Source organism: Empedobacter sp. UBA5528, assembly GCF_002426075.1.
Taxonomy (GTDB): domain Bacteria; phylum Bacteroidota; class Bacteroidia; order Flavobacteriales; family Weeksellaceae; genus Empedobacter; species Empedobacter falsenii_B.
This window is the reverse complement of record NZ_DINY01000065.1, coordinates 1-12,519: the sequence shown is the minus strand read 5'-3', so window position 1 is coordinate 12,519 and position 12,519 is coordinate 1. Positions and strand designations below refer to the sequence as shown.

General features: G+C 31.7%; 13 protein-coding genes. 7 read left to right on the top strand and 6 right to left on the bottom strand.

Annotated features, from left to right (window positions below):
* Positions 1 to 220: 220 nt before the first annotated feature.
* From B4L98_RS13545 to B4L98_RS13535, 3 genes are all read left to right on the top strand, one after another.
* The gene (locus B4L98_RS13545) at positions 221 to 1,504 is read left to right on the top strand and encodes an OmpP1/FadL family transporter (RefSeq protein ID WP_291061486.1); all 1,284 of its coding nucleotides are present in this window, start codon (positions 221 to 223) and stop codon (positions 1,502 to 1,504) included.
* 2 nt (positions 1,505 to 1,506) lie between these two features.
* A complete protein-coding gene (lptC, locus tag B4L98_RS13540; protein ID WP_291078501.1) occupies positions 1,507 to 2,106 on the top strand; it encodes an LPS export ABC transporter periplasmic protein LptC in 600 nt (199 codons plus the stop codon).
* A 114-nt stretch (positions 2,107 to 2,220) separates the two neighbouring features.
* Positions 2,221 to 4,380: a SurA N-terminal domain-containing protein gene (locus tag B4L98_RS13535; protein ID WP_291078499.1), complete on the top strand. Its 2,160-nt coding sequence runs from the start codon at positions 2,221 to 2,223 to the stop codon at positions 4,378 to 4,380.
* Between the two features lie 59 nt (positions 4,381 to 4,439).
* On the opposite strand, the gene B4L98_RS13530 is transcribed toward B4L98_RS13535, so the two are convergent.
* The 3 genes from B4L98_RS13530 to B4L98_RS13520 are packed head-to-tail and all read right to left on the bottom strand — an operon-like array spanning position 4,440 to position 6,394.
* Positions 4,440 to 4,742: a hypothetical protein gene (locus tag B4L98_RS13530; protein WP_291061492.1), complete on the bottom strand. Its 303-nt coding sequence runs from the start codon at positions 4,740 to 4,742 to the stop codon at positions 4,440 to 4,442.
* A 12-nt stretch (positions 4,743 to 4,754) separates the two neighbouring features.
* Complete coding sequence (gene purE, locus B4L98_RS13525) at positions 4,755 to 5,258, bottom strand: 5-(carboxyamino)imidazole ribonucleotide mutase (protein ID WP_291078497.1); 504 nt, start codon at positions 5,256 to 5,258, stop codon at positions 4,755 to 4,757.
* Positions 5,259 to 5,263: 5 nt separating this feature from the next.
* Positions 5,264 to 6,394 (bottom strand): 5-(carboxyamino)imidazole ribonucleotide synthase, encoded by a 1,131-nt coding sequence (locus B4L98_RS13520; RefSeq protein WP_291078495.1) that lies wholly within the window; start codon positions 6,392 to 6,394, stop codon positions 5,264 to 5,266.
* Between the two features lie 62 nt (positions 6,395 to 6,456).
* Between B4L98_RS13520 and B4L98_RS13515 the strand changes: the two genes are divergently transcribed.
* A complete protein-coding gene (locus B4L98_RS13515; protein WP_280051875.1) occupies positions 6,457 to 7,398 on the top strand; it encodes an endonuclease/exonuclease/phosphatase family protein in 942 nt (313 codons plus the stop codon).
* A gap of 208 nt (positions 7,399 to 7,606) precedes the next feature.
* Positions 7,607 to 9,745 (top strand): TonB-dependent receptor, encoded by a 2,139-nt coding sequence (locus tag B4L98_RS13510; RefSeq protein ID WP_291078494.1) that lies wholly within the window; start codon positions 7,607 to 7,609, stop codon positions 9,743 to 9,745.
* 34 nt (positions 9,746 to 9,779) lie between these two features.
* On the opposite strand, the gene B4L98_RS13505 is transcribed toward B4L98_RS13510, so the two are convergent.
* Positions 9,780 to 9,959, bottom strand: a complete 180-nt coding sequence (locus tag B4L98_RS13505; protein WP_291078493.1) for a hypothetical protein — start codon at positions 9,957 to 9,959, stop codon at positions 9,780 to 9,782.
* Positions 9,960 to 10,100: 141 nt separating this feature from the next.
* Complete coding sequence (locus B4L98_RS13500; protein WP_291078491.1) at positions 10,101 to 10,625, bottom strand: alpha/beta fold hydrolase; 525 nt, start codon at positions 10,623 to 10,625, stop codon at positions 10,101 to 10,103.
* Positions 10,626 to 10,677: 52 nt separating this feature from the next.
* On the opposite strand from B4L98_RS13500, the gene B4L98_RS13495 reads away from it, so the two are divergent.
* Positions 10,678 to 11,124 carry a lipocalin family protein gene (locus B4L98_RS13495; RefSeq protein WP_221855703.1) on the top strand — a complete coding sequence of 149 codons (447 nt, stop codon included), beginning with the start codon at positions 10,678 to 10,680 and terminating at the stop codon, positions 11,122 to 11,124.
* Positions 11,125 to 11,212: 88 nt separating this feature from the next.
* Positions 11,213 to 11,665, top strand: coding sequence for a lipocalin family protein (locus B4L98_RS13490; protein ID WP_286496161.1), 453 nt, complete (start codon positions 11,213 to 11,215; stop codon positions 11,663 to 11,665).
* A 34-nt stretch (positions 11,666 to 11,699) separates the two neighbouring features.
* On the opposite strand, the gene nth is transcribed toward B4L98_RS13490, so the two are convergent.
* Positions 11,700 to 12,320: an endonuclease III gene (gene nth, locus B4L98_RS13485; protein ID WP_286496167.1), complete on the bottom strand. Its 621-nt coding sequence runs from the start codon at positions 12,318 to 12,320 to the stop codon at positions 11,700 to 11,702.
* Positions 12,321 to 12,519: the final 199 nt, after the last annotated feature.

Here is a 12,519-nt window from a genome sequence, read left to right as displayed (position 1 = left end):
GAAAATCTGTTCTACCAAACATTATTTAAAATATTTTTTAGACGAAAAAGCTATCTTGTTCATTTACCGAGAAATAAATTTTAAAATATTTTTATCTTTGCAAAAAAAGAGCGGTTTTAATATTTTAATAGAGATTTAACAACTCATTTTTGCAATCTAATTTTTACAATTCGCAACAAATCATCATATTTGCGTCTTAGAATTCTATTATACATTCATAATGAAGTGGATTATTTGTAGTTTATCACTATTTAGCGTGGTAACAATAAAAGCTCAGTCAATATCAGTTTCACCTTATTCGGCATACGGAGTAGGGGAGCAATTGTTTGATAATAATACTGAACAAGCTGGTATGGGCGGTATCTCAACGGTTCCTACGAATCCTTTTGGACAAAGTGCGAATTTTTCGAATCCGGCGGCAAACCAAAACTTGCGTATGACAACTTTCAATGCAAGTGGAAGTGGAACTAATTATAATTTCAAATCTGGAACAGATAAGGAAAACGCAGGTCGTTTCAATGTTTCTAATATTTCATTGGCTTTTCCAGTTGGTGAAAAAGGAAGTTTCGGAGTTGGTTTTCAACCTTACACAGCGTTGGGATATGATATTATGAATACTTCTGAGAAAAATAATATCAAACAAACTGTACAAATGAAAGGTGATGGAGGGTTAAATAGTCTTCATGCTTTTTATTCAAGAAATCTTTCAAAAGGATTTTCTTTAGGTTTGCGTGTTAATTATCTTTTCGGAGAGTTGCAACGTAATGAGATTTTAGCTGTAGATGGAGCAAGTTTAGCTGTAGATTATAGCGATAAATCGAACTATCGTGGTGCTCAATTTACGTTGGGATCTATGTATACAAAGAAAATTGGAAAAAATAACAATTTAAACATTGGGGCTACTTATACATTAGGAACTAAGTTAAGAACTGATGTTACAGATCTTACAACTTCTTACACATATATTGGAACAGCACAATCTTCTGTAGATACAATTTCTATTATTAGAATTGATAATGGAAAAACTAAGATTCCACAACAATTTACTTTAGGAGCATCTTATTCTAAAGATAATACGTGGTCATTAGCTGTAGAAGCAAAGTATAATAATTGGAAAGATTTCTCTCAACCATTAGAAGGTCAAAATACAACAATGTCTTCTGCGGTAGATTACAAAAATAATGTACGTTTGGCTGTTGGTGGATATTGGATTCCAGATTATAACAGTTACAAAAGTTATTTTAATCGTGTAACGTATCGTGCTGGTATGTATTATCAATCAGCTCAATACTCTATTCACGGAACAGATATTGACGCTTATGGAGCAACTTTAGGTTTTGGATTTCCAATCGGAAAACAAAATGATGGTTCTATGATGAATATTTCATTAGAGTACGGACAAAAAGGAAAAACAGCAAACAACTTAATTAAAGAAAATTATTTCGGAGTTAAAGTTGGATTTGATATTAACGATATTTGGTTTAGAAAAAGAGTTATTGACTAATTTTGGACAAACAAAAATTGTATAAAAAAGCAAACGAAAAAGTTTTAATTAAATCAACTCTTGTATTTGGTCTAATTAGCGTTTTCGTTTTGCTTTTTTCTTGTAAAAAAGAACTTCCTCCTATCAGTAAAAAGAAGGTAGAATTCCCAACACGCACACTTATCAATGCAAATATTATTAACAAAGATTCGGGAAGAATTTCTGGTAATTTGCGTTCGCCACTAATCGAAGAATATACAACGGTAGATTCTCCTTACACGATTTTTAGAAAAGGTTTAAACCTTGATTTTTATCAAAAAGGAAGCGTAAAACCAGTCTATTTTCAAGCAGATTGGGCGAAGTTGAGTGACGTAACGGGATTGTACGAGGGTAGAGGAAACGTAATTATCGTAAATGAGAAAGGTGATTCGTTGAAAAGCGAACAATTATTTTGGAATAAGAAAAATAAAACAGTTTATACATCGAAAGAAGTTTACTTAATTAGCAAGGAAGGCGATTCGTTAACAGCGAAAAACGGTTTGCAAGCTACTGACGATTTAGAAACCTATACTTTATTCAATAATCAAGGATTTAAGTATGTTGATGATAATCAAAAATTCTAAAGAGCGTTAAAAAAATTAACAAAAAAGCGCATACTTGTCGCTTCTTCTATTTTATTATTCAATGTATTGTCGTATTTTCGCCACCTATTATAGAAATAACATTAAAATAAAACAATGGCAGTTTTAGGAGAAATTCGTAAAAAAACTTGGCTGATCTTCGTGGTAATCGGAGTTGCAATGTTAGCTTTCGTTGCAGGAGATTTATTCGGAGAGAATTCAAAAATAAAACAATTATTTACTGGAGATCCGTCTGTAGTTGGTACAGTGAACGGAGAACCTATTGGTATTGCAGAATATCAGAGTGCGTACGATCAAACACAAAAGATGTACGAAAATCAAGGTCAAACTGCAACTCCAAATCAAATTGCTCAACAAACTTGGAACAGTTTAGTTAGTCAGAAAGTGTTGAAACAACATGCTGAAAAATTAGGTTTAAAAGTTTCTGATGATGAATTTTGGAGTTATACAGCTCAAAACTTCGGAATGGCATCTGGTGCAGAAGCACAACAACAGATTGCTCAATTAGAAGCAAATGCGGCATCAAGTCCAGAAGCGCAACAACAATATAGAGGTTGGTTGCAAACTGCTGAACAAATAAAATTACAGATTTTATCTCAAAAATATTTTGGTTATGTAATGGCTGGTACAGCGGTTACAGGTAAAGAAGCGGATATTCAACAAGGATACAATATTTCGAATGCAAATATTCAGTATGCATTTGTAGATTACGCAACTTTGGCTAAAAAATTAAATGTAAAAGTAACAGACGAAGAAATTTCTGCTTACGAAGCGAAATATCCAAAATTGTTCAAAGCAGAAGGTTTAGTAAAATTAAGTTATACTTATTTCCCTGCTGGAGCTTCGACTGCTGATGACGCTGTTGCTTTAGCAAACATCAAAAAGTATTTGTCAACTCAAATTGTTCATGACGAAGTAAACAATGTTACAGATACAATTGCAGCATTTGGTTCTGCAAAAAGTGATTCGGTTTATGTGACTCAAAATTCTGAGAAACCATTTATTCCAAATTATTTTACAAAAGCAGAATTGGAACAAGCTCAATTAGGACCAGAAGCAACAAACTTCTTGAAAACTGCTACAGTTGGACAAATTGGTGGACCTTTCAAAATTGGAAATACATACCAATTATACAAACTTTCGAAATCGAAAGAAGTAAAAGATTCTGTAAAATCTAGTCACATCTTAGTTTCTTATACAGGAAGCGCTGCTGGAAACGGAGTAAAACGTACAAAAGACGAAGCAAAAAAATTAGCTGAACAAATTTTAGCTGAGGTAAAAGCTAATCCAGCTTCTTTTGGAGAAGTTGCTTCAACAAAATCGGATGATAAATCATCTGCTGTACAAAAAGGAAGCATTGGTTGGGTTGGAAAAAACAATCAATTAGATCAAACTTACAACGGATTTATTTTTACAAAACCAGTTGGTACAGTTGATTTGGTAGAATCTCAATTTGGGTTTCATATCATCAAAGTTGATGACGCGAAAAACAAAACAGCTTATCAAGTTGCAAATATTGTAAAAACAATTGAGCCTTCTAAAGCGACAACAGAAAAAGCATTTACAAATGCAAGAACGTATGTTCAGAATGTTGAAGGAAAATCATTGAATGATTTCAAAAATACTGCGAAAAAAGGTGGTTATTTAAATAATACAACAGAAGGAATTGAGCGTTATGCTGCGATTGGTCAAGATATTCCAAACGATCAGGACGGAGATATCTTAAAATGGGCTTTTGACAAGAAAACAGATAAAGGAGCAACAAACTTGTTTACATCTTCTACAGGAGATTACATTGTTGTTCATTTAGTTGAAAAATTTGACAAAGGTTTAGCACATCCAAGTGTTGTTCGTCAATATGTAGAGCCAGTTTTGATGCACGAAAAAGTTGCTAAATTGGTTGATGAGCAAGTTGCAAACGGTGGATTGAATGCTTTTGCATCTAAATTCGGAGCGAAAAAAGGAAATGCTACGGTTAACTTCTCTAATTCTAATTTAACTGGAATTGGTTTAGAACCTAAAGTTGTAGGAGCTGCGTTTGGTGTAAAACCAAATCAATCTTCTAAGGCGATTGCAGGAAATGCTGGAGTTTTCTACATTATTCCTTCAAACCAACAAATTCAAAAGAATCAAAAAGGTTCAATGATTTTGGATAATTTAAACCGTCAATTACAAGGTAAATTTCAACAAACATTGTTACAATCATTGATTCAAGCTGCTGATGTGGTTGATAACCGCGATAGAGCTTTACGTTAAGATTTAAAAATTTCTTACAATAAAAAACTCCCAAACTATAAAGTTTGGGAGTTTTTGGTTTATTTAATTTGAGCTTTTATTAAGTCAAACTTTTCTTCTAAAAGTAGTTTGTATAATTCTTTAACTTCATTCCAGTCTTTAGCTTTATACTTAATACCTATTTCATCAAATGTTATAATTAAATCTAATGATTTTGAAGTCTCTATAACATTTTCAAAATCATCATCAGAAATTACCGAAACCCAAAATACGCCATGTTCATCATCTGTTTCATTAATTTCTATTATAGCTTTCTCAATATCAGAAAATACAATATTATCTTTATTATAGCCTCCTAAGTATTGGATGTAGTTTTCAATCATACAAATTAGTTTTTACTTATCAAAACCATTCGGATATTCGCCTTTCACGATTTCAATTTTCGCTTCTACAGCTTTTTGTAAATCTTCTTGATATTTGATTAATCTTTCTTGTAAAGTAGGATTAGTCGCACCTAAAATACGCGCTGCCAAAATCCCTGCATTCTTCGCCGCATTCACTGCAACTGTAGCAACTGGAATACCATTTGGCATTTGTAAAATAGATAAAATCGAATCCCAACCGTCAATAGAATTTGACGATTTAATAGGAACACCAACAACAGGAAGAGGCGTAATAGATGCAACCATTCCTGGTAAATGCGCAGCACCTCCTGCACCAGCAATAATAACATTTATTCCACGTTCATGCGCTGTTTTTGCATAATCAAACATACGTTTTGGCGTACGATGCGCCGAAACAATTGTCAATTCGAAAGGGATATTTAATTCTGTTAATAGATCAGCAGCTTGTTTCATGATAGGCAAATCGCTATCACTTCCCATTATAATTCCTACCATAGTTGTTACTTTTTTGCCACGACTTTAACCGTTGCATTAACTTGTTTTATGTTTTGTTTTAATTGTTCTAAATCATCATTCACCAATGTAACGTGTCCCATTTTTCGACCTGGTTTTGTGATAGTTTTTGCGTACCAATGCAAAAATGTTCCTGGAATCGTCAATAATTCTTCAATATTTTCGATTTCTGCTTGTCCAGTTTGTCCTTCAGCACCAATTAAGTTAACCATAGCAGAAGTAGTAAACAATTTTGTAGAACCAAGTGGTAATTGCATTAACGTTCTTAACATTTGATCGAATTGTGATGAATAAGCAGCTTCAATTGTTGAATGTCCAGAATTGTGAACACGAGAAGCGGTTTCGTTTACCCAAATCGATTGATCTTTGTTCAAGAATAATTCAACTGCGAAAACTCCTGGAGATTTCAATGCTTTTACAACATCACGCGCAATTTGTTCCGCTCGATCAGTGATTTCTTTCGAAAGTGTAGAAGGCATCAATAAATAATCTAATAAATTATATTCTTCGTTGATGACAAATTCTACGGTTGGATAGGTGACAATATTTCCTAAATGATCGGCAACCGTAACAACCGCAATTTCACGATCTAAATCGGCTGGCGTTTCGAAAATTGAAGGAGCTTGAAGCATTTTATCCAAATCAGCTTCAGATTTTAGGAACTGAACACCTTTTCCATCGTAACCATCTTTTCGAGATTTTTGAAAAATTGGATAACTGATGTCTTGTTTCGATTCTAAATCTTCCCAATTATCTAATCCAAGATAAGGCGCAGTTGGAATATTATTATTGACATAAAATTCTTTCTGAATTCCTTTGTCTTGAATAATCGCTAAAGCTTCAGGATCTGGAACAACGTGTTTTCCAATTGATTTTAGATAACGTAATGCTTCAACATTTACGTGTTCGATCTCAATTCCGATGGCATCTAAATCTTTTCCAAATGCAACAACCGTGTCATAATCTTTGAAATCGCCTTGTACAAAATGATGTGCATGTGGCGCGCAAGGTGCATCAGCAGCTGGATCTAAAATACTAATCTCGCAAGGATATTGCAATGCATTTTGCAAAAACATATACCCCAATTGTCCTCCTCCTAAAATTCCGATTTTTATCATATTGCGAAGTTAATGAATAATATAATTTCTATTTTTACGAGAATTAAAAAAGTATTGACGAGATGTTAACAAAATGGAGTAGAATTTTATTTTTTGTATTTGCTGGAATTTATTTGACGAGTAAGAGTTTTTATCAATATTTTGTATTCGATATGCTGGTACAATATTCTATGTATGCGCTGATTATTGCTTTTTTCTTGTGTTTGATTTACAATTATTCGATTCGAAAAGAAGAAAAGAAAAATATTTTATGGTTGATTCCTTTGGTTGCGATTCCGATTATTACGTACAAAAACATAGGAAATTTCTATTTTGGAGAAAATGCAAAAGGAGAAAAATCGAATTTTAAAATTACGTCGATCAATATTTTTTCTCAAAATGAAGAATTTCAACATCTAAAAGATTATTTAGCTAAAGATAAAAGTGATGTAATTGTTTTACAAGAATTAACGCCTGCTTGGCAAAAACATGTAGAGTTTATCCGAAAAGAATATCCATATTATAAAGAAGAGGTGAGAAGTAACAATTTTGGAATTGCGATTTATTCTAAAATTCCATTCTCTAAAGTATCTACAAAAAATTATATTGATGAAATGCATCCGTCTATTTTAGCGGAAATTATTGTAGACGCTAAGCTGGTAAGCATTTTAGCAACACATCCTGTTCCGCCTTTACCAAATCAGGCTCGTTTTGAAAGACGAAATAAACAATACGAATTGATGAAGCAAGAAATTGATGCTTTACCGAATGAAAATATCATTTTAGTTGGCGATTTGAATTCAACAGTTTATTCTCCGAACTTCAAATTGGTGCAATCGGATAAAATGAAAGATGCTCGTTCTGGTTTTGGATTGAATAATTCTTGGAATGCTTTTATTCCAATTTTCCGCACAAATATTGACCAATGTTGGGTTTCGAAGAAAATAAAAGTGACCAATTTTTATCGTGGAGATGATATAAAATCAGATCATTTTCCGATTGTTGCAGAACTGAAAATAGATTAAGAATTTGCGTTAATTTTTAAATTTCAAAAAAAAGATTACCTTTGAAGTTCAATCGAAAGGGGTGCTTCTTTACAAGAGGCTGAGATTATACCCAAAGAACCTGGGCAGGTAATGCTGCTAAGGGAACTGGTACTTCACCAAATTACATTCGCGCGTAAATTATAAAAGTGTAAGATGGCTCCTTTCATAATATTTTTTAAAATTAATTATGAAAAGGTCGATTTTTTTATTGTCATTATTTGGTGCATCTATTCTTTATGCACAAGAAAAAGATTCTATTCAAAAAGAAGAAATTCAATTAGGAGAAGTTTCAATTGTCGAAAAACTTCCGATTACAGTTGAAAAGGTAACTGATAAAATGTTACAAAAGAAGAATTTGGGACAAGATATTCCAACTTTGTTAAATTCTGCTACGTCTGTTTCTATAACTTCCGATACAGGAACAGGAATTGGTTATTCGTCTATCAAAATTCGTGGACTTAATGAACAATCAATCAACGTTACATTAAATGGAATTCCGCTTAATAATCCTGAATCTCAAGGTGTTTTTTGGGTGAATATGCCAGACTTGGCTTCATCTACAAGTTCTATGATAATTCAGAGAGGAGTTGGAACTTCATCAAACGGAATGGCTTCTTTTGGAGCAAGTGTTAATATCGAATCTCAAAATCCGTCTACCGTTCCTTTTGCAGAAGCAAATGTTTCTTTCGGAAATTATAAAACGCAAAAATATACAGTTCAGGCTGGTACGGGAAAAATACTAAATAATAAGTTGAGTATTGATGGACGTTTTTCTAAGATAAATTCGGATGGATATGTAGACAGATCTTGGTCAGATTTAATCTCTTATGATTTTACTGCCTTATATGAATTGAATGAAAAAACAAAGTTTAGATTTCAGAATATGTTTGGAAAAGAACAAACGTATCAGGCATGGAGTGGTGTAGATGCTGAAACTTTAAAAAAAGATAGAACATATAATTTTGAAGGAGAAATTTTAGACGAAAATGGAAAAGTTGAAGGTTTTTATAAAAATCACACCGATAATTACCGTCAAAATCATTATTTTCTTTCGTGGTTACAAGATTTTGGGAATAATTGGAAATCAAATTTAACACTTCATTACACAAAAGGTAAAGGTTATTACGAGAGCTATAAAAATAATCGCAGTTTGAAACGTTATAAATTGGATTATTTAACTTCAGAAAAAAGAAATTTAATTAATCGTGAATATCTTGATAATGATTTTTATGGTTTTAATCTTGAAGTTGAAAATCAAAAATTAAACGATTTTAAAGTATTTTTCGGATTATCTGCAAACGAATATGATGGCGATCATTATGGAAATGTCTTATGGGTAAAAGGCACAGATTTTAAGGATAAAGATTTCAAATATTACAACAATCGTTCTGTGAAAAAGCAATTGGCTGCTTATGCAAAAGTATTGTATCAATTGAATAAATTTGAATTGTTTGGTGATTTGCAATACCGTTATGTTGAATATGATGCGAAATATTTGCCAAATGGGAAAAATGATGAGGAAGATTTCAGACCATTTTCGGATACATTCAATTTTGTGAATCCAAAAGCTGGAATAAATTTTAAAATCAATTCTTCAAATGTATTGTATGCTTCTTATGGTATTTCACATCGTGAGCCTTTGAGAAATGATTATGTAGATTCTAAATCTAAACCAAAAGAAGAATTTCTACAAGATTATGAATTTGGTTATAGAAAAGTAGGACAACTTTCTTTGAATGCAAATTTGTATTATATGGACTACCAGAATCAGTTGGTTGCAACAGGAGAGTTAAATGAAGTAGGTGCAAGAAAGCGTGTTAACTCTGGAAATAGCTATAGAAGAGGAATAGAGTTGGATGCGAATTATAAAGTTATTCCGAATCACTTGAATATTTTTGGAAATTTAACTTTAAGTCAAAATAGAAATATAAATTACGAAGAGGAGGCTTGGGATGAAAAAGGAATTTCTTCTATAAAAAATTATGGAAAAACAAAAATTTCGCTTTCACCAGATGTGATTTCTGCTTTCGGTTTTGAAGCTGTTCCTTTCAAAAATGTATTGATTAATTTGACGAATAAGTATGTTGGTGAACAATATTTATCAAATACAGAACCAGCAGATGGTAAATTAGATAGTTATTTGGTTTCGGATCTTTTGATTCGATATTCGACAAAAGTAAAAGGAATTAAAAACCTTGAATTTTCGTTCTTGATTAATAACTTATTTGATGTAGAATACGAATCAAACGGTTATTATTATGGAGGAGGATATTATTTTCCACAAGCCGGAATTAATGTTTTGGGCGGAGTTGGAATTCGTTTATAAAAAGCTAAAAGCTCGAGAACTTCTCGAGTTTTTTTTATTCTTCAATATAATCAAGAGGAATATGCCAAATTTCGGTTTTATTTTTTTCTCGAAAGAAATCCAAATGTCCAATTTCATCCAATCCATATTCTTTAGGAATGATATTCAAACGTTTTTTCCTCACATTTTTCAAAACTAATTCAGCAAATAAATCTACAGATTTTGGCGTTGCCATAAAATCATCATCCAAACTAATGATTAAAACAGGTTTTGTAATCTCATCATATAAATTCTGTGTTTCATCTGCATAACCTAAAATCGAAGTTTCATTCAGAATTAACTTTCGCCAATCTTTCGCAATTCCGATTGGAACTGGTTAACCCATTCCAACCTTTTGAGAAGGAAAAAATCCGTAAAAAGCAGATAAAATAGGAATTGCAATACGAAAAAAGAAATTTACTTTTGGTTTATCTTTTTGATGAAAATTTTTGATATAACCATATTGAGAACCAATTGTTACAATTTTATCATAAACTTTGTAAGCGCGTGTCAAACCAATCATAATTCCACCGATACTATGACCAATTAAAAATTTTTCGTGATTGGGATAAAATTCTTCGATATATTGTGTCAAACCTAAAAAATCTTTGTCGGCCCAATCTGTAAAATGCACTTTAAAATCTTTTAACTTTTTGGGTTTAGAATCGCTGATTCCGCGATAATCAAACGAAAAAACCAAATATCCCTTATTAGCTAAATACGTTGCACATTTGGCATAAAAAGTTTGTTTAACACCAATTGCAGACGAAATGACAATGATTTTTTTGGTTGCGTTGTTTTCGCCAAAAGAGGTTACGGCAATTGGATATTTGTCGGAAGTTTCTAGTATGAATTTTTTCATTCTTTTTATTTGATAAGGTAAAAAATATACCTTTACAAGGTAAATCAATCTTATGAAAAAAATTATTTTAATTCTATTAATCTTATTCTCTTCAAAAATGTTTTCTCAACAATTAAAACCTGATAATGTGATTGGTTTTTGGAAATTACAAGAATCGGGCTTTTATGAAAATGGCAAAAAAGTGTCTAAAGAATTTGATGATTGTCGGTTAATGAGAAATTATACAATTTGGGATAATGGATATGCTATTTATAACTATGTAGAAGGAAGTAATGGCAATTGTTTTCCTAGTGAGCCTCGATTAACATTGTGGCGAATTGTTGATAATAGAATTCAATTTTACATTGATGATTATATTTTTGAGGATAGAATTGTGAAAATTAATCAAGATAAAACGATAACTTTTGAAACATATATTGATAAAAAAATTGTAGATTCTGATAAGAAATTTGAGAAAATAGCAAATACAATCAGTTATGATATTTTACGTAAACAATAAATAAAGAAAATAAGTTTTCAGGTTTATTTTTTATATTCACTTTACGTCATTCAAAATCTTTATTTTTACCACATAATTATTGAACCGAATGAAAAATATATTCAGCCTATTTTTAGCATCAATTTTATTGCTTTCAGTTTTTTCGTGCAAAGAAGACGATTCGTTGGCAATATCGCAAGATCAATTGTTGCGATCTGGAAAATGGCAATTGAAAGAAATTAGAAAAACGAAAGGGAATATAACGGAAACAGACAAGTTGTTGGCTTGTGAGCGACAGTCTACATTAGATTTTTCGGATGTTACGAATTATAATTCTAACATGTATAAAACCGAAAAAGGAAATTGTGTACAAGAACAAACGATAGGAACGTATGTGTATAATACGTCTAAAACAAAACGTTTGTTAACGATGTCTCTGAATGATACAACGTACAATTATTATGTGAAGCAGTTAGATCCAAAATATTTGATTTTGCAAGATACGTTGAGTAAAGTAGATACGATAAAGCTTCGTTTGCAAGTTTTTGAAATTGTAAAATAATAATGAAAATACCTTCAATCTTGGAAGGTATTTTTTATTCGAACATTTTTCGTGTAATAAAATCTTTGTCTAAACTCCAAGCGCGTGCAGGAGAATATTCACGTCCATAATAAATGATTTGAATATGTAATTTATTCCACAATTCTTTTGGAAATATTTTCTTCGCATCCTTTTCTGTTTCTCCAACATTTTTCCCTTTTGTCAATTTCCATAATTTCATCAAACGATGAATATGTGTGTCGACAGGAAAAGCTGGATGACCAAACCATTGTGACATCACAACCGAAGCAGTTTTGTGTCCAACGCCAGGTAATTCTTCTAATTCATCAAAACCTTCTGGAACTTCTCCATCGTATTTTTCGATTAAAATTTCGGATAATCGTTTGATGTTTTTGGCTTTTGTATTTGATAAACCAATTTCGCGGATATAATATTTTATTTCATCTACTTCTAATAACGACATTGCTTTTGCATTAGCAGCTTTCGCAAATAATTCGGGTGTTACTTGATTCACTTTTTTATCTGTTGTTTGGGCAGATAATAAAACGGCAATCAATAATGTAAAAGCATCTTGATGATCTAATGGAATAGGTGGAACTGGATATAATTTTTCCAATTCATCAATCACAAATTGGACGCGTTCTTTCTTTAACATCATAAGTTCTGAGACTTTTTGTGTAAAAATAATGAAACATCTTTAATTATGCTTTATGTATTACGAAATGCGAAGTTCGCTATTAGAAAATTGAAGTTCGAATATTTTTCGTAAACCCGTAGTGCATTTAGGTAATATTAATTTTTAATTTGTTAATATTTCTATTTTGGTTTCTGTTTATTGATTGAATAATAGTAAG

Bases quoted from the DNA above. Each gene is read 5' to 3' on its own strand.
- B4L98_RS13490 (WP_286496161.1), top strand. From the start codon at position 11,213: ATGAAAAATATATTCAGCCTATTTTTAGCATCAATTTTATTGCTTTCA.
- B4L98_RS13535 (WP_291078499.1), top strand. From the start codon at position 2,221: ATGGCAGTTTTAGGAGAAATTCGTAAAAAAACTTGGCTGATCTTCGTG.
- B4L98_RS13520 (WP_291078495.1), bottom strand. From the start codon at position 6,394: ATGATAAAAATCGGAATTTTAGGAGGAGGACAATTGGGGTATATGTTT.
- B4L98_RS13495 (WP_221855703.1), top strand. From the start codon at position 10,678: ATGAAAAAAATTATTTTAATTCTATTAATCTTATTCTCTTCAAAAATG.
- B4L98_RS13545 (WP_291061486.1), top strand. From the start codon at position 221: ATGAAGTGGATTATTTGTAGTTTATCACTATTTAGCGTGGTAACAATA.
- B4L98_RS13500 (WP_291078491.1), bottom strand. From the start codon at position 10,625: ATGAAAAAATTCATACTAGAAACTTCCGACAAATATCCAATTGCCGTA.
- B4L98_RS13505 (WP_291078493.1), bottom strand. From the start codon at position 9,959: ATGGCAACGCCAAAATCTGTAGATTTATTTGCTGAATTAGTTTTGAAA.
- purE (WP_291078497.1), bottom strand. From the start codon at position 5,258: ATGGTAGGAATTATAATGGGAAGTGATAGCGATTTGCCTATCATGAAA.
- B4L98_RS13530 (WP_291061492.1), bottom strand. From the start codon at position 4,742: ATGATTGAAAACTACATCCAATACTTAGGAGGCTATAATAAAGATAAT.
- nth (WP_286496167.1), bottom strand. From the start codon at position 12,320: ATGTTAAAGAAAGAACGCGTCCAATTTGTGATTGATGAATTGGAAAAA.
- B4L98_RS13515 (WP_280051875.1), top strand. From the start codon at position 6,457: ATGTTAACAAAATGGAGTAGAATTTTATTTTTTGTATTTGCTGGAATT.
- B4L98_RS13510 (WP_291078494.1), top strand. From the start codon at position 7,607: ATGAAAAGGTCGATTTTTTTATTGTCATTATTTGGTGCATCTATTCTT.